This is a genomic window from Pseudomonas sp. KH_046_1 (assembly GCF_057839025.1).
The window spans coordinates 123,813-141,998 of the sequence record NZ_CM174481.1; the positions used below are offsets into that span (position 1 = coordinate 123,813).

7 protein-coding genes are annotated in these 18,186 nt (G+C 60.8%); 5 read left to right on the forward strand and 2 right to left on the reverse strand.

From position 1 onward, the window contains the following. Positions 1-103: 103 nt before the first annotated feature. Together lapG and lapD are read left to right on the forward strand one after the other, a co-directional pair. On the forward strand, positions 104-796 hold the full coding sequence (gene lapG, locus AC3IT9_RS00600; protein WP_489271655.1) for a cysteine protease LapG: 693 nt from the start codon (positions 104-106) through the stop codon (positions 794-796). Positions 797-810: 14 nt separating this feature from the next. Continuing rightward, complete coding sequence (lapD, locus tag AC3IT9_RS00605; RefSeq protein WP_489271657.1) at positions 811-2,757, forward strand: cyclic di-GMP receptor LapD; 1,947 nt, start codon at positions 811-813, stop codon at positions 2,755-2,757. 56 nt (positions 2,758-2,813) lie between these two features. On the opposite strand, the gene AC3IT9_RS00610 is transcribed toward lapD, so the two are convergent. Both AC3IT9_RS00610 and AC3IT9_RS00615 read right to left on the reverse strand, forming a co-directional pair. Next, positions 2,814-3,152, reverse strand: a complete 339-nt coding sequence (locus AC3IT9_RS00610; RefSeq protein WP_489271659.1) for a tryptophan synthase subunit beta — start codon at positions 3,150-3,152, stop codon at positions 2,814-2,816. A 146-nt stretch (positions 3,153-3,298) separates the two neighbouring features. Continuing rightward, the gene (locus AC3IT9_RS00615) at positions 3,299-12,889 is read right to left on the reverse strand and encodes a retention module-containing protein (protein WP_489271660.1); all 9,591 of its coding nucleotides are present in this window, start codon (positions 12,887-12,889) and stop codon (positions 3,299-3,301) included. A 352-nt stretch (positions 12,890-13,241) separates the two neighbouring features. Between AC3IT9_RS00615 and AC3IT9_RS00620 the strand changes: the two genes are divergently transcribed. From AC3IT9_RS00620 to AC3IT9_RS00630, 3 genes are read left to right on the forward strand one after another with little or no spacing between them, the layout of a single operon-like run. After that, a complete protein-coding gene (locus AC3IT9_RS00620; protein WP_489271661.1) occupies positions 13,242-14,597 on the forward strand; it encodes a TolC family outer membrane protein in 1,356 nt (451 codons plus the stop codon). Positions 14,598-14,639: 42 nt separating this feature from the next. After that, on the forward strand, positions 14,640-16,796 hold the full coding sequence (locus AC3IT9_RS00625) for a type I secretion system permease/ATPase (protein ID WP_489271663.1): 2,157 nt from the start codon (positions 14,640-14,642) through the stop codon (positions 16,794-16,796). Further along, positions 16,786-18,150 (forward strand): HlyD family type I secretion periplasmic adaptor subunit, encoded by a 1,365-nt coding sequence (locus tag AC3IT9_RS00630; protein WP_151215156.1) that lies wholly within the window; start codon positions 16,786-16,788, stop codon positions 18,148-18,150. The genes AC3IT9_RS00625 and AC3IT9_RS00630 overlap by 11 nt, the downstream gene beginning before the upstream one ends. Positions 18,151-18,186: the final 36 nt, after the last annotated feature.

Consider the following 18,186-nt stretch of genomic DNA (forward strand, 5'->3'; position numbering starts at 1 on the left):
GCAGTTTAGCGCGCCGCCAGTGATCTCACTGTGCCATTGTCTTTTCCCGGTCTAACCTTCACCATTCAAACGACTCCCTCCTGCCTATCCAGGATGCCTCGCATTGGCGGCAAGTTTAACGATCCCCCGGATTTTACGCTGGCTGTGCAGCGCATTGTTGCTGACTGGCGTGATGCTGGGCAGCTTGAGCGCCGATTGGGATTTTTCCCTGATCAGCCGACGGGCGCAGGCATTGTATGGACCTTTGGGAGAAGGTCAGCAGCGCATTAATGATTGGCAATACTTGCTGGTCAGTCAGAAGCAGCTCGGCGAATTGGAACAACTCAATGTGGTCAATCGCTTTTTCAACAAACAGCTGCGATACGTCGAAGACATCGACCTGTGGCACGAAGTCGACTACTGGGAAACCCCGATCGAAGCCCTCTGGAAAGGCGCCGGCGACTGTGAAGACTACGCTATTGCCAAGTACTTCAGCCTGCGTCACCTCGGTGTAGCCAGTGAAAAGCTGCGTATCACCTATGTCAAGGCACTGACCCAGAACCGCGCGCACATGGTGCTGACCTACTACTCGAGTCCGGAAGTCGAGCCCCTGGTGCTCGACAGCCTGATTGATGCAATCAAGCCGGCCAGCCAACGAACGGATTTGCTGCCGGTCTACTCTTTCAATGCAGAAGGGTTGTGGTTGCCGGGTGCCAAGGGCAACAAAAAGGTCGGTGATACCAAACGCCTTTCGCGTTGGCAGGATGTGTTGAAGAAAATGCAGGCCGAAGGATTCCCGGTCCAGACGACTAACTAGGAGCACACGCTCAGATGTCTTTGTTCAAACAGCTGTTGATTGCTATCTGTCTGTTTCTGGTGGTCGCCTTCACCGGTAGTTTCATGGTCAGTCTGGAGAGTTCGCGCACTCAGTACGTCAATCAGTTGCGCTCCCATGCCCAGGACGCCGCGACGGCGCTGGCGCTTTCCCTGACACCGAACATCGACGACCCGGCGATGGTCGAGTTGCTGGTCAGCTCGATTTTCGACAGCGGTTACTACGCGAGCATCCGCGTGGTCGATCTGAAGACCGACCAGACCCTGGTCGAGCGCACAGGCATTCCGACGGTCAACAACGTTCCGGACTGGTTCGTCAAACTGATCGGCCTGGAACCTGCCGGTGGTGACGCGATCGTCAGCCGTGGCTGGGAGCAGGCAGCCCGGGTCGAGGTGGTCAGCCACCCGATGTTCGCGCTGGCCAAGTTGTGGCAAAGCGCCTTGGGCAGCCTGGGCTGGTTGCTGCTATGTGGCGCGGTCAGTGCGGTACTCGGCGCACTGTTACTGCGTCAGCAATTGCGACCGCTGGATTACATGGTCCAGCAATCCCATGCCATCGCCCGACGGGAATTCCTCAGTCTGCCGGAACTGCCGCGCACCCCCGAACTTCGCCGGGTCGTGCAGGCCATGAACCAGATGGTCGAGAAGCTCAAGGCGCTGTTCCAGGAGCAGGCTGAGCGCAGTGAAAAACTACGGGTCGAGTCCTATCAGGACTCGTTGACCGGGTTGGCCAACCGGCGTTATTTCGAGATGCAACTGAATGCGCGGGTAAGCAATCCGGAGCAGGCCAGTTCCGGTTATCTGCTGCTGTTGCGGGTCAAGGATCTGGCCGGTCTCAATCAGCGTCTAGGCGGCCAGCGCACCGATGAAGTACTCAAAGCCGTCGGTGAGCAACTGTCTCGCGAGTGCGCCAAATACCCGGAAACCCAGAACCTGGTCACCCGTATCCGTGGTGGCGAATTTGCCGTACTGGCACCGGGGCTGGTGCGGGCAGAAGCGCTGCAACTGGCGCAGAACCTCGACAGTGCCTTGGCCAGTCTTCACGCTACCGGCGCCACCGATGTGGCTGCCGTGGCGTCCATCGGCCTGGCGCCTTTTGCTCATGGTGACTCACCGCAAACCGTGCTCAGCCTGGGTGACCAGGCGCTGGCGCAGGCCGAAGGCCAGGGCGAGCAGAACTGGGCCTGTATCGAACACAGCCTTGCGGCCAGTGTCGGCGACGATCACCACGCCTGGCATCTGATGCTCGACCAGGCGCTGACACAGCGGCGTTTCGAGCTGTATTTCCAACCGGTAGTCGCCGCCCAGGACACGCAACTGGTACTGCATTACAAAGTGTTGTCGCGACTGCTCGACGAGCACGGTCAGACCATCCCCGCCGGGCGTTTTCTGCCTTGGCTGGAGCGCTTCGGCTGGACCGCGCGTCTGGATCGGCTGATGCTCGAGCGGGTGTTGGAGCAAATGAGCGGGCATGAGGCGTCGCTGGCGCTGAATCTGTCGTCGGCTACCCTGGCCGACCCGCAGGCGCAAAACAAAATCTTCGAGATACTGCGCGCAAATTCCAACCTCGGCCCGCGTTTGACCCTGGAGATTGGCGAAGAGCAATTGCCTGACCAAGCGGTGCTGGAGCAACTGACCCGGCGCCTGCGTGAGCTCGGCTTCTCCCTGAGCCTGCAACGTTTTGGTGGCCGCTTCAGCATGATCGGCAACCTGGCACGGCTGGGGCTGGCGTACCTGAAGATCGATGGCAGCTACATTCGGTCGATTGATCTGGAGAGTGACAAACGCCTGTTCATCGAGGCGATCCAGCGGGCGGCGCACAGCATTGATTTGCCGTTGATTGCCGAGCGGGTCGAGACTGAAGGCGAGTTGTCGGTGATTCGCGAGATGGGGCTATACGGTGTGCAGGGCCAGTTGTTCGGCGAGCCCAAGCCCTGGAAGTAACTCTTTAGAGCTGGGTTGCCCGCGATGAGGTTGGAACAATCACTGAGGATCAATGATCAGATCAATCCGCTTTCATCCTCATCGATCAACTGACTCAACCCACCCAACGCCTCACGCGCCTGGGTCCGGTCCATCAGTTTGGCCTGGGCCGCCATCGGCAGGTCGGTGACGCGGATCACGCCTTTCTGGGTCAGCACCTGAATCAAGTCGTCGAGTACCCGGATCATTTCCAGGTCACTTTGCTTGAGCTGTTTGAGGCTGTTCTCCACAGCCGCGTTGGCAAACCAGGCCTGGATTTCATGATTGTCGGCCGCCAGCGTTTCCGTGGCCTCGGCGTAGGCGGCGGGTTCCACGCGTGCCAACAGGCCCTGCGCATCGCGTTGCACGTAAAACATTGAGCACCCCTCGGATTTGAGCCAGCGTCGTGCTGTCAGCAGCATAGGTCAACTGCACGCCAGTATGTGGCGCGGTGACGAAATCGTCACCGGGCAGTGGACGCAAACGTGACGGCCGCCCCATAAGGGGCGGTCGTTTTCGTGCATCAGCTGTTGTTGTGATCGACCTTGATGGTCGGGTCGCTACCGGCAATCAGGTTGTGCAGGTTGGCGCTCGACCAGTTGTTGCCTTCCAGCTTGATCGTCACGTCCGGCGTGGCGGCTGCGGCGTTGCCCGAGTTGAACTGACCGGCCGAGCTGACCTGCAGCGACGACACGCCATCGACCGTGGTGATCTTCAGGAAGTTGTCGATGGTGCTGCCGGTTTCGCCCTGCAACAGATCGCGCAGGTCGATCCGGTCGCCTTCGCTGGCCTTGAAGTCCTTGATCACGTCGTTGCCGGTGTCGCCCGCTTTCCAGACGAAGGTATCACCACCGGAACCGCCGATCAGGGTGTCGGTGCCAGTACCGCCGAGCAGGATGTCATTGCCCTTGCCACCGTCGAGGGTGTCGTTACCGCCTGAGCCGAACAGGATGTCATTGCCCGCACCGCCCAGCAGGGTGTCGTTGCCGTCATGGGCACCGGACACATCGAACGCGGTGTAATGCTCGGTGATGTACTGGTGCACATTGCTGGTGGTGACTTTGCTGGCGTCCACACCGGATTGCTGCGCCACAAAGGCTTGCATCGCCTGGTAACCCTCGCCGGCAATACCGTTGAAGCTCACCAGGTCGCCGAACAGGATGTCGTTGCCGTCGCCACCGCTGACGGTGTCGTTGCCCGGCATCGTCGTCTCGGTGTGGCCAATGATCGAGTTGGCCAGATCCTTCGGATCGATGTTGGTTTGTGGCGTTTGATCCGAGTCGTATGGCTTCAGGTCGTTGAGGCTCACTCCGCTGTTGAGGCCAATGGCCTCGACATTCGACAGCTTGCTCAGCAGTGTAAAGCTGTCGGTGGCGTTGCTGGTGGTGTCCCCGTCGGTGCTGTTGCCGTCGCCGTCACGACCCGAGAACTCGTAGGTGCCGTCGCCCTGGGCATGCAGATAGCCGAAGTCCTTGGATGACCATTCATCTCCGTTGCCGTTGCCGTTGCCGTTGCCATTGCCGTTGCCGTTGCCGTTGCCATTGCCATTGCCATTGCCGCTGTCATTGCCGTTCTTGGTCCAGACCGTCACGTAGCCCGAGGCGGTAATGTCGATCTGGTGCGTGCTGTCGGGGAACAGGCTGATCGCTTTACCCAACTGATAGTTGCTGGTGGTGATCAGGCTATCGAGTGTTGTGCTGCCATACAGGGTCGGGTTGGTCGACTCGCCGCTCTGGTAGTAAGTCGGCTTGCCGTCGGTAATGAAATACGTGAGGTTCTTCGCCCCGGTGTTGGCCACGGCGTCCGCACTCTGGAACCAGTTGGCCGTGGTTTTGAACACGTCCTCGTAGTTGGTGCCGCCGCCGGACGACATCGAGTCCAGAATCGCCTTCAACTGAGTCAGCGCATTCGGGTCATTGAGGTTCACCGACACCGACTTGTTGACCTGGGTGTCGAAGTCCACCAGGAAGATGTTCACCGTGCCCGAATTGCTGCCCAGGCTTTGCTTGAGGGTGTTGAACACCGACGTCAGCGAGTCCTTGGCCGAGTTGATCGACGAGGTACTCATACTGCCGGAGCTGTCGACCATGAATGCGATGTTGTAGTTGGTGCCCGGCACCACGGTCAGGCCACCGATGTCGGCGACGATGATGTCATTGCCGTCGGTGCCGGTGACGGTGTCATTGGCCGCGGTGGCGGTGACGGCGTTGTAGACCACCGGGTACACGGTCACGGGAATCTGCGAAGTGCTGCTGGCCGAACCACCCAGGGCTTCGGTGGAGGTCGAGGTCACAGTCAGGTTGAACTGGCCGTTGTAGTACGGTGGTGGAGTGACGGTCAGAGAGCCGAGGCTCCAGTCCGTCACATTGGCCTCGCCATTGGTTGCGGTGACCGTGAAGGTATGCCCCGCGCCGTCGGTGAGTACCGAGCCGACCGGCATGCCGCTGATCTTCAGGCTCAGGCTTTCCGAGCCGTCGGTGTCGGTCGGCGCGGTGGTGATGGCGGACAATTTCACACTGGTGCCTTCGGCACCGGTATTGAGTTTGTAACCGTCGTAGTAGCCTTCGCCATGGGTGCCGTGCAAGTCGGACACGGTCACACCGGCATTCACCAGATCCGACACGCCGGTGTAAATCGGTACGCCGGCACTGCTCAAGTCGATCGGCGTGCTGCCGTTGACCGACAGGTTGACGTCATAGTTGCCCGGGCCGCTCTGGTTGTGGTGGTAGATGTCCAGGGTGTAGTAACCGCTGCTGGTCGGGGTGAACGAACCATTGAGATTGCCGCCCGCGCCCCATGTGGTCGAGGCCACATTCTTGCCGCCAATGGTCACCAACAGGCTGTCATCACCGGTACCGCTGAAGGTGTAGGTCTTGCCGGCTTCGAGGTAGATCAGGCCGGAGGTTTTCGACGCCGTACCGGCGGTCACGCCACCGTCGGACTGCACGTTGGTCACGGTGCCTTTGGAGTTCGCTGTGCCAGCGGCGTCGATCACGTTTTTCAGCGTGGTCGAGTCCGCGCCGTTGCCGTTGGTGCCCAGACCCGAGAGACCGGTCCAGACTTCCTTGATCAACCCGGTGGACTTCACGCTGTTGTCGGCAACACTCAGGGTCGGCGCATCCGCCACTGGGGTGATGTCGATCTTGATCGTGCCGGTGTTGCCCAGCGCCTGGCCGTCGGTTGGCTGGAACTGGAGTTGCGCGTAGTCAGCCTTTTGGTCGCCAGTGCCGGGGCCGTATCCGTCCACGCCCGACTCGTTGGCATCCGGCATGAAGCGCAGTTTTCCAGCGTCGATATCAGCCTTGCTTAATGTCTGGTTGGTGGCGACATCTTTCCAGGTCTCGCCGTCCAGGTACTGCAGTTTGCCCTCGCCCGGCAGCTGGGTGATTTTCACGCCCAGGCTGGTGGCCGGACTGTCGACGTCGCTGACGCCGAAGGTCGACCAGCCGAGGATCAGAGGCGTGTCTTCGGTGCCGGTGACATTGACCGGTGCTGCAATCGGTGCGTCATTGACCGCCACCACGTTGACCGTGGTGGCCGCGGTGTTGGAGTAGTTGCTGCCATCGGTCACCGTCATGGTGATGATGCGCGGCACGGTGCCCGGATCTTCACTGTTGTTGGTGAAGGTGATGTTCTTGATCTGCTGCATGTAGTCAGCGAGCGTCGCGTTGCCCGACAGTGTCAGCGTGATGGAACCGTCCTGGCTGTTGGCATTGACCGTGATGCCATTGACGCTATTACCCAGGTTCAGCGCGTCGCCTGGCTGACGGTTGGTCAGCACGATCGTTGCGCCGGTCAGCAGGGTGCTGTCCGGGTCGGTAATGCTCAGGTCGGTATCGCCGATCGACACGCCAGGACCGGCCGTGTTTTCAGTGAACGTCACCTGGTAATCGGCCCCGGACGCGCCGCTGGAGTTGTTGGCATCGAGATCCAGCACTGGCGGTGCATCGTTGTCGATGATCGAAGTGCTGACGCTGCCGTTGGACGAGCTGATCGCCAGGTTCTCGAAGTTGCCGCCGGTGGCCGAGTCGATCTTGACCACGAAGTTTTCGGTGCCTTCGGTGATCTTGTCATCGATGGTCGCGACGTTGAAGTCGGCGCTGCTGGCGCCCGCCGGGATCTTCACGATGTACACACCGGTGAAGTCCGAACCGTCGGCAGCGGTACCGCTGTAGACAATATTCAGCGTCACTTCTGTCTGCGCCGGGTGCGTCAGGCTGACGGTGTAACTGGCGGTCTGGCCTTCGGTCACCGAGGTGCTGCCGCTGATGCTGACAGTGGTGGTGTCCTGGAAGTCACTGACGCTGGTCGACACTGGCGTCTTGTCCGTGCCGAGGGCTTCCAGGTTGCCGCCGCTGGCGGTCTTGATTGATTCGGTAACGGTTGGCGCGTCGTTGTAGACGTCGTTGCCCACGGTGATTGGCAGGGTGCCGGAGCTTTGACCGACGGCAATGGTGATCACTTTGCCGCTGTCCAGGGTCACGATCACCGGGGTGTCGTGTGCAGTGACAGGGACGCCATTTTTGTCGGTGATGGTCGCGGTATATGTGATCGTGCCGTTCTCGCTCACCGATGGGGTAGCAGTCAGCTTCACGGTGGTGGCGTCGTTGACATCGGTAACCGTAGTGTTCACCGGAGTCTTGATCGGGTTGATCGCTTCGAGGTTGCCACCCACCGCGTCCTTGATGGATTCGGTGACGGTGGTCGGGCCTTGGTACACGTCGTTACCGACCGTGACCGGCAGGGTGCCGGAGCTTTGACCGACGGCGATGGTGATCACTTTGCCGCTGTCCAGCGTGACGGTGACCGGCGTGTCGTGCGCGGTGATCGGGGCACCGTTCTTGTCGGTCAAGGTTGCGGTGTAAGTGATGGTGCCGTTTTCATCCACGCTCGGCGTCGCGGTCAGGGTCACCGTGGTGGTGTCGTTGACGTCGTTGACCGTGGTGCTGACCGGGGTTTTCACCGGATCGATGGCTTCGAGATTGCCGCCGTCGGCCGATTTAATCGACTCGGTGACGGTGGTCGGTCCTTGGTAGACGTCGTTGCCGACGGTCACTGGCAGGGTGCCGGAGCTCTGACCTTCGGCGATGGTGATGACCTTGCCGCTGTCCAGCGTGACAGTCACCGGACCGTTCTGCGCGGTGACCGGGGCGCCGTTCTTGTCGGTCAGGGTCGCGGTGTAGGTAATGGTGCCGTTTTCATCCACGCTTGGCGTGGCGCTCAGGGTCACGGTGGTGGTGTCGTTGACGTCATTGACCGTGGTGCTGACCGGCGTTTTCACCGGATCGATGGCTTCGAGATTGCCGCCGTCGGCCGATTTAATCGACTCGGTCACGGTGGTCGGTCCTTGGTAGACGTCGTTGCCCACGGTGACCGGCAGGGTGCCGGAACTCTGACCTTCAGCGATGGTGATGACCTTGCCGCTGTCGAGGGTCACGGTGACCGGAGCGTTCTGCGCGGTGACCGGTTTGCCCTGGGCATCGGTCAGTGTCGCGGTGTAGGTGATCGTGCCGTTTTCGTCCACGCTCGGCGTCGCGGTCAAGGTCACCGTGGCGGTGTCGTTGACGTCGTTGATCGTGGTGCTGACCGGGGTTTTCACCGGATCGATGGCTTCGAGATTGCCGCCGTCGGCCGATTTAATCGACTCGGTGACGGTGGTCGGGCCTTGGTAGACGTCGTTGCCCACGGTGACCGGCAGGGTGCCGGAACTCTGGCCTTCGGCAATGGTGATCACCTTGCCGCTGTCCAACGTCACGGTGACTGGACCGTTCTGCGCGGTGACCGGTGTGCCCTGGGCGTCGGTCAGCGTCGCGGTGTAGGTGATGGTGCCGTTCTCGTCCACGCTCGGCGTCGCGGTCAGGGTCACCGTGGTGGTGTCGTTGACATCGTTGACCGTGGTGTTCACCGGGGTCTTGATCGGGTTGATCGCTTCCAGGTTGCCACCGGCCGCTTCCTTGATGGATTCGGTGATAGTGGTTGGACCTTGGTACACGTCGTTGCCCACGGTGACCGGCAGGCTGCCGGAACTCTGACCTTCGGCGATGGTGATGACCTTTCCGCTGTCCAGCGTGACAGTCACTGGACCGTTCTGTGCGGTGACCGGTTTGCCTTGGGCGTCGGTCAGCGTCGCGGTGTAAGTGATGGTGCCGTTTTCATCCACGCTCGGCGTCGCGCTCAGCGTCACCGTGGTGGTGTCGTTGACATCGTTGACCGTGGTGCTGACCGGGGTATTCACCGGGTTGATCGCTTCGAGGTTGCCACCGGCCGCTTCCTTGATGGATTCGGTGATAGTGGTTGGACCGGTGTAGACGTCGTTGCCGACCGTCACCGGCAGGCTACCGGAGCTCTGGCCTTCGGCGATGGTGATGACCTTGCCGCTGTCCAGCGTCACGGTCACCGGACCGTTTTGTGCGGTGACCGGTTTGCCCTGGGCATCGGTCAGCGTCGCGGTGTAGGTGATGGTGCCGTTCTCGTCCACGCTCGGCGTGGCAGTCAGGATCACGGTGGTGGTGTCGTTGACGTCATTGACCGTGGTGCTGACCGGTGTTTTCACCGGTTCGATGGACTCGAGGTTGCCGCCGTCAGCCGATTTAATCGACTCAGTGACGGTGGTCGGTCCTTGGTAGACGTCGTTACCGACCGTCACCGGCAGGCTGCCGGAGCTCTGGCCTTCGGCGATGGTGATCACTTTGCCGCTGTCCAGCGTCACGGTCACCGGACCGTTTTGCGCGGTGACCGGTTTGCCCAGGGCATCGGTCAGGGTCGCGGTGTAAGTGATGGTGCCGTTTTCGTCCACGCTCGGCGTCGCGCTCAGGGTCACGGTGGTGGTGTCGTTGACATCGTTGACTGTGGTAGTCACTGGCGTTGTGTTTGGCGACACCAACTCCAGGTTGCCACCGGCCGCTTCCTTGATGGATTCGGTGATAGTGGTTGGACCGGTGTAGACGTCGTTGCCCACCGTCACCGGCAGGCTACCGGAACTCTGACCTTCGGCGATGGTGATGACCTTGCCGCTGTCGAGGGTCACGGTCACCGGACCGTTTTGCGCGGTGACCGGCTTGCCTTGGGCATCGGTCAGGGTCGCGGTGTAGGTGATGGTGCCGTTCTCGTCCACGCTCGGGGTGGCGGTCAAGGTCACGGTGGTGGTGTCATTGACGTCATTGACCGTGGTGTCCACCGGGGTCTTGATCGGGTTGATCGCTTCGAGGTTGCCGCCGGCCGTGTCCTTGATGGACTCGGTAACCGTGGTCGGACCTTGGTAAGCGTCGTTGACCACGGTCACCGGCAAGCTGCCGGAGCTCTGGCCTTCAGCGATGGTGATGACCTTGCCGCTATCGAGGGTCACGGTCACCGGACTGTTCTGCGCCGTCACCGGCTTGCCCTGGGCGTCGGTCAGGGTCGCGGTGTAGGTGATGGTGCCGTTCTCGTCCACGCTCGGCGTCGCGGTCAGCGTTACCGTAGTGGTGTCGATCGAGTCAGTGATGGACGTTACTGCCGGCTCTTTACTCGGCACCAGGTTTTCGAAGTTGCCGCCCGTGGTACCGGTAATGGTCGTGCTGACGGTGCTGCCATTCACATAAACATCATTGGCCGGGGTCTCGACCACGACGGTGCCGGTGGTCTTGCCCGCTTCGATGGTAATGACCGAGCCGTTGCTCAAGGTCACGGTCATCGGCGTGCCGGCCGGGTTGCTCAGGGTCGCGGTGTAGGTGATCTGACCGCCTTCGGTGATGTTGCCGGTGGCGGTCAGGGTCAGCCCGGTGTTGTCCACGGAATCGGTAATGGTGGTCACAGCCGGTGTGGTGTTGGGCACCAGGTTTTCGAAATTGCCGCCGGTGGTGCTGGTGATGGTGGTGCTGACGGTGCTGCCGTTGACATAAACGTCGTTGACCGCAGTTGGCACGTTGACGCTGCCGCTGGTCTGGCCCGCTTCGATGGTAATGACCGAGCCATTGCTCAAGGTCACGGTCATCGGCGTACCGGCCGGATTGGTCAGGGTCGCGGTGTAGGTGATCTGGCCGCCTTCGGTGATGTTACCAGTGACGGTCAGGGTCAGCCCGGTGTTGTCCACGGAGTCGGTGACGGTGGTCACGGCTGGTGTGGTGTTCGGCACCAGGTTTTCGAAGTTGCCGCCGGTGGTGCCGGTGATGATGGTGCTGACGGTGCTGCCATTCACGTAAACGTCGTTGGCCGGGGTCTCGACCACGACGGTGCCGGTGGTTTTGCCCGCTTCGATGGTAATGACCGAGCCGTTGCTCAAGGTAACGGTCATCGGCGTGCCGGCCGGGTTGCTCAGGGTGGCGGTGTAGGTGATCTGGCCGCCTTCGGTGATGCTGCCGGTGGCGGTGAGGGTCAGCCCGGTGTTGTCCACGGAGTCGGTGACGGTGGTCACGGCTGGTGTGGTGTTCGGTACCAGGTTTTCGAAGTTGCCGCCGGTGGTGCCGGTGATGATGGTGCTGACGGTGCTGCCATTCACGTAAACGTCGTTGGCCGGGGTCTCGACCACGACGGTGCCGGTGGTTTTGCCCGCTTCGATGGTAATGACCGAGCCGTTGCTCAAGGTAACGGTCATCGGCGTGCCGGCCGGGTTGCTCAGGGTGGCGGTGTAGGTGATCTGGCCGCCTTCGGTGATGCTGCCGGTGGCGGTGAGGGTCAGTCCGGTGTTGTCCACGGAGTCGGTGACGGTGGTCACGGCTGGTGTGGTGTTCGGTACCAGGTTTTCGAAGTTGCCGCCGGTGGTGCCGGTGATGATGGTGCTGACGGTGCTGCCATTCACGTAAACGTCGTTGGCCGGGGTCTCGACCACGACGGTGCCGGTGGTTTTGCCCGCTTCGATGGTAATGACCGAGCCGTTGCTCAAGGTAACGGTCATCGGCGTGCCGGCCGGGTTGCTCAGGGTGGCGGTGTAGGTGATCTGGCCGCCTTCGGTGATGTTTCCAGTGGCGGTCAGGGTCAGCCCCGTGTTGTCCACGGAATCGGAGATGGTGGTCACGGCTGGTGTGGTGTTTGGCACCAGATTTTCGAAGTTTCCGCCCGTGGTGCCGGTGATGGTGGTGCTGACGGTACTGCCATTGTTGTAAACGTCGTTGGCCGCAGTCGGCACGTTCACGATGCCGCTGGTCTGGCCGGCGGCAATGGTAATGGTCGAACCGTTGGACAGTGTGACGGTTACTGGTGTCTGCGCCGGATTGGTCAGGGTGGCGGTGTAAGTGATCTGACCACCTTCGGTGACTGTGTTGCCGGCCGTCAGGGTGACTGTGGTGGTGTCGACGGTGTCGGTGACCTGGGTCACGGCCGGGGTAGTCGGCGGCGTCACAGTGATGCCGCTGCCGCCGCTGGTTCCGGTGACAGTTACTTCGATCTGGGTCGCGTCGTTATAAACAGTGTCGTTCGCAGCCAGTGGCACATTGGCGGTGCCGGTGGTCGAGCCTGCGGGAATCACGATCACGGCGCCGTTGGACAAGGTAACAGTCAGGTCACTCAGCGGCACCTGGGTCAGGGTCGCGGTGTACACCAGCACGCCACCGGCTTCGGTGATGGTTGGTGTGGCGCTGAGGCTGAGGACTGATTCACTCGGGGTGTTGGTGTTGGTGTTGGTGTTGGTGTTGGTGTTGGCGTTGGCATTGGTGGACTGGCCACCCGGGATTTCCAGGGTCGTTTGCTCGGCAGAGTTGATACCCGCAGTCGGGAAGCCGATGGTCGGGTCGACGCGGCCAGCTGTAGCATCGAGCATCACGAAGCTGTGACCGCCACCGGCGGCACCACCAGAACCCGCCGCCGTCGGACCCGCCGCCGTGGCTTCAAGGTCTTTGGTCGGGTCGGCACCGGCGGCAATGGCTTGTTGCAGCTCTTCAACGGACGGCGCGGCCTGCGCGGTGGCGGCTGCCAGATCAGTGCCGGAGTCCGGAGCGTCAGCGCTCCATTGGGTGTCACGGCCCAGGTCGATGGTGCGGCCATCGGCCAGTTCCAGGGACACGGCGCCGGAAAGGCCTGTGTCGATCTGGTCACCGGCAAACAGTTTGTCGCCTTCCACGAGAACGCGGCGGATGCCTTCGGGGGACACCACGAAAACCTGACCGACAATGCTTTTGACGATGGCAACAACACTGCTCATTGAAGACTCTCCGGGGTGTCACGTTCAGTTGACGTCCATAGACCTGATGGCGTCTGCGCTGACCAATCAGGACGTATGCAAAATGGATGCACAAGTTTGACGCATAAATTAGTCAATAATTTGGCTATGATTTTTCGCTATTAACTTTATGCCAAACTATTGACCTTCTGCAGGTCATCCTAAACAATCGCCCCTGTAATGTCACATTGATATTTCAGTGGTGACCTGTCCTCGGTATGTGATCCAGTTCCGCTTTTGAACTTTCCGACATACGGTCATTCGGCTTGCCATCTTCCGACGCAGCGAGCTCTTTTGCTGTGATTCAAGACAAGAAGTTCTGGGAAATTCCTACATGCGTTCGCCCTTGTTCATGGCTCTACCTTTCGTCCTTGCCGCGTCTTTCGTCCAGGCGCAATCCTTGCCAGACGCCATGCAACAAGCGTTGGATGTCCATCCGGAGGTCCAGGCAGGCGTCAACAGCCGATTGGCTGCGGACTATCAGTTGCAGGCTGCGAAAGGTGGATACCTGCCACGGGTCGACCTGCTGGGTGGCTACGGTCGTGAAGGCACCGATAGCGTGACGACGCGCACGGACAGCAGCAGCAACAAGCACTGGGAAACCCTGAATCGCAGTGAGTCCAGTTTGCGACTGACCCAAATGGTTTTTGACGGTTTTGCGACGTCCAGCGAAGTGGGGCGTCAACAAGCCGCCGTCAACTCCCGCGCCTACTCGCTGTTGAGTACTTCCGAGCGTACCGGGCTGACGGTGGCCCAGGTTTATCTCGATGTGCTGACCCGTCGCGAATTCGTGCGTCTGGCCGAGGACAACCTAAAGAGCCACCAACGCATTTACGACCAGATCCAGCTGCGTACCCAGCGTGGCGTTGGCAGTGGCGCCGACCTCGATCAGGCCGAGGCGCGGATGGCTCAGGCGCGCAACAACCTGATCACCGAGCAGACCAACCTGGCTGATGCCGAAACCAACTACCTCTCCGCTGTCGGCCAGATGCCCGATCAACTGGAGCGCCCGGCGAGTTTCATGGCGCTGATGCCGGCCAACCTGAATGAGGCCCGTGCGCAGATGTTGGAAAACAGCCCGATCCTGCGCTCGGCCGAATCCGATATCGCCGCTGCCGAGAAGCAGTACGACACGGCCAAGTCGACGTTCTACCCACGCTTCGATGCTGAGTTGGGCCGTACCGCGGACAACGACATTGATGGTCAGGACGGCCACAACAACGAATGGCAAGCCATGCTGCGCATGCGCTTCAACCTGTATGCCGGCGGCAGCAACAAGGCCGATCTGGAATCCAAGGCGTACCTGTCGAACCAGGCGCTGGACATCCGCAACAACGCCCTGCGCCAATTGAATGAAGAGCTGGGCCTGGCCTGGAACGCCCTGAACAATGCCAACGCGCAGGTGCCGATCGCCCAGCAATACGTCGATCACAGCACCGCCGTGCGTACCGCTTATCAGCGTCAGTTCAGCCTCGGTGAGCGCACCCTGCTCGATTTGCTCGACAGTGAGAACGAACTGTTTACCTCCTCTCGCCGTCTGGCGGAGATCAGGAATACTCAGTTATTTACGCAGTACCGAATCAAAGCGACCATGGGCGAGTTGCTCAAGAGCCAGGGAGTAGTCGCACCATTGGCATCCGTTGTGCAAAACGATGTGAAGCCCAAGGTCCAATTGCCCGGTATGAATTGAGCAGGACCTTCATTTTTCAATTGTTAGCCAAGAGTGCCGAGCGTGGAATCAGAAGTCAGTCGGGTTCAACTCATTCATGATCCGCGCGCGTTGCATGACGATCCGCTGCTGGATGGTCTGCTCGCTCTTTGCATGCTGCACCAGAAGCCTGCCAGCGCGGCAATGCTGACCACCGGCCTGCCGCTGCCCGAGCAACGCTTGAGTGTCGAGTTGCTGCCACGTGCGGCAGCTCGCGCGGGGCTGCAAGGTCGGGTGCTGCAACGCAAGCTGGAGGATATTCCGGCGATTGCCATGCCGGCATTGCTGCTGCTCAAGGGCGGTCGCAGTGCCGTCCTGCTTGGCTGGCAAGGCGAAGATCAGGTACGGGTGCTGCTCAGCGAAAGCGATGGCGGCGAGTCCCTGGTCAGCCGTGAGCTGCTGGCCGACGATTACACCGGCAGGGTCTTTTTCGCCCAGCCGCAGCACAAATTCGACGTCAACCACGGCACGCTGATTCCGCGTGCGCGCTCGTGGTTCCGCGACACCCTCAAGCGTTCGCGCTGGTTGTATGTCGATGCCATTGCCGCCAGTTTTCTGATCAACATCATTGCCATGGCTGCGCCGTTGTTCGTGATGAACGTCTACGACCGCGTCGTGCCGAACCAGGCCGAAGCGACGCTCTGGGTGCTGGCACTCGGCATCACGGGCGCCTACCTCTTCGACCTGATCCTGAAAAGCCTGCGCAGCCTGTGCCTGGATCTGGCCGGCAAGAAAACCGACCTGATTATCTCGGCCACGCTGTTCGAGCGCATCGTCGGCATGGCCATGAAATACCGGCCCGCGCGGGTCGGCAGCTTTGCCCAGAACATCCATGAGTTCCAGAACCTGCGCGACTTCCTCGCCTCGCTGACCCTCACCAGCCTGATCGACCTGCCTTTTACTATTTTGATTTTTATCGTCATCGCGATCCTCGGAGGGCATCTGGTGTGGATACCGGTGCTGGCATTCCCGATTGCCCTGGCCATCGGCTATGCCTTGCAGAAACCCCTGGTGGCAACCATGGAACGGACCATGGCGCTGGGGGCCGAGCGTCAGTCGAGCCTGATCGAAACCCTGGCCGGCCTGGATGCGGTGAAGGTCAACAACGCCGAAAGCGAACGCCAGTATCAGTGGGAGCAGACCATCGGCACCCTCAGTCGTCTTGAGTTGCGGGTGAAAATGCTCTCTGGCCTGGCGATGAACATCACCTTGCTGATCCAGCAACTGGCCGGGGTGATCATGATCGTCTTCGGCGTGTACCAGATCATCGACGGTCACCTGAGCATGGGCGGCCTGATTGCCTGCTACATGCTCAGTGGGCGTGCGCTCAGTCCGCTGGCGTCACTGTCCGGGTTGTTGACCCGCTATCAGCAGGCGCGAGTGACCATGACCTCGGTCGACCAGATGATGGAGTTGCCCCAAGAGCGCAATTTCGAAGAGCGTCCGCTCAGCCGCAAGGTGCTGCAGGGCGGTATTGAGTGCCGCCAGCTCAACTTCACCTACCCGCAACAGCAGAACCTGGCGCTGAAGAACATCAACCTGTCGATTCATCCCGGCGAGAAGGTGGGCATCATTGGCCGAAGCGGCTCGGGCAAGAGCTCGCTGGCGAAATTGCTGGTGGGGTTGTACCAGCCGGATGACGGTGCGTTGTTGGTCGATGGTGTGGATATCCGCCAGATCGATGTCAGCGAGCTGCGCTACAACATCGGCTACGTGCCCCAGGATATTCAGTTGCTTGCCGGCACCTTGCGCGACAACCTGGTTTCCGGCGCGCGGTATGTCGAGGACGAGCTGGTGCTGCAAGCCGCAGAACTGGCCGGCGTCCACGAGTACGCGCGCCTGCATCCGCAGGGCTATGAACTGCAAGTCGGCGAGCGCGGGCAGAACCTCTCCGGCGGTCAGCGGCAAAACGTCGCCCTGGCCCGTGCGTTATTGCTCAACCCGCCGATCCTGCTGCTCGACGAGCCGACCAGCGCCATGGACAACACTGGCGAAGAACGTCTCAAACAGCGCCTGGCAGCGGTGATCGAAAACAAGACCATGGTGCTGGTGACGCACCGGGCATCGCTGTTGTCGCTGGTGGATCGGCTGATCGTGATCGACCGCGGGCAGATACTCGCCGACGGCCCGAAAGCCGCGGTGATGGAAGCGTTGAAGAAGGGGCAGATCAGTGTTGCTTAAGTCGGGTAAGGATTCGATCCGTCGCTACTTCAAAGGCTCTGCTTCACTTCAGGGCCAGCCGCTGCCGGAGGTCAACAAGGCGCTGATCGAGGATGCGCCGCGAGTGGTGCGGCTGACGATCTGGGCGATCATCGCGTTCTTCGTGTTCCTGATGCTCTGGGCCAACTTCGCGGTGATCGACGAAGTGACCAAGGGCGACGGCAAGGCGATCCCATCGTCGAAGATTCAGAAAATCCAGAACCTTGAAGGCGGTATCGTTGCCGAGCTGTTCGTCAAGGAAGGCCAGATCGTCGAGGCTGGCGCACCGCTGATTCGCCTGGACGACACACGATTTGCTTCGAACGTTGGTGAAACCGAGGCCGATCGGTTGTCGATGCTGCTGCGGGTCGAACGCCTGAGCGCCGAGGTCGAAGATCGCCCGCTGAACTTCCCCGAGGATGTGCTCAAGGCCGTGCCGGGTCAGGCCAAGAGCGAAGAGTCGCTCTATATAAGCCGCCGCCAACAGTTGCACGATGAGATTGGCGGCTTGCAGGAGCAGCTGATCCAGCGCCAGCAAGAGCTGCGCGAATTCACGTCCAAGCAGGCGCAGTATCGCCAGCAATTGGGCTTCCAGCGTCAGGAAATCAGCATGTCCGAGCCGTTGGTGGCCCAGGGCGCGGTATCGCCGGTGGAAGTCCTGCGCCTCAGGCGTGCCGAAGCGGAGACCCGTGGTCAGCTCGACGCCACCACCCTGGCCATTCCGCGTGCCGAATCGGCGATCAAGGAAGTGCAGCGCAAGGTCGATGAAACCCGCGGCAAGTTCCGTAGCGAAGCCCTGACCCAACTCAACGAAGCACGCACCGACCTGAACAAGGCCCAGGCCACCGGCAAGGCCCTGGAAGACCGGGTCAGCCGAACGCTGGTCACTTCGCCAGTTCGGGGTATCGTCAACAAGTTGCTGGTCAATACCATCGGCGGGGTTATCCAGCCGGGCAGCGACCTGGTGGAGATCGTGCCGCTGGACGACACCTTGCTGGTCGAGGCGAAGATCCGCCCGCAGGACATCGCGTTCCTGCATCCGGGGCAGGAAGCGACGGTGAAATTCACCGCCTATGACTACACCATCTACGGCGGGTTGAAGGCCAGGCTGGAGCAGATCGGCGCCGACACCATTACCGATGAAGACAAGAAAACCACGTATTACATCATCAAGCTGCGCACCGACCGCAGCCACTTGGGCACCGATGAAAAGCCGTTGCTGATCATTCCGGGGATGGTGGCTTCCGTGGACATCATCACCGGCAAGAAGACCGTGCTGAGCTACCTGCTAAAGCCGATCATCCGCGCGCGGGCCGAGGCGCTGCACGAGCGCTAGTCCTGCAGCGCGGTTGACGACCTCTTCGCGAGCAAG

Coding starts and splice junctions, on each gene's coding strand:
- AC3IT9_RS00615 (WP_489271660.1), bottom strand. CDS start 12,889: ATGAGCAGTGTTGTTGCCATCGTCAAAAGCATTGTCGGTCAGGTTTTC.
- AC3IT9_RS00610 (WP_489271659.1), bottom strand. CDS start 3,152: ATGTTTTACGTGCAACGCGATGCGCAGGGCCTGTTGGCACGCGTGGAA.
- AC3IT9_RS00620 (WP_489271661.1), top strand. CDS start 13,242: ATGCGTTCGCCCTTGTTCATGGCTCTACCTTTCGTCCTTGCCGCGTCT.
- lapD (WP_489271657.1), top strand. CDS start 811: ATGTCTTTGTTCAAACAGCTGTTGATTGCTATCTGTCTGTTTCTGGTG.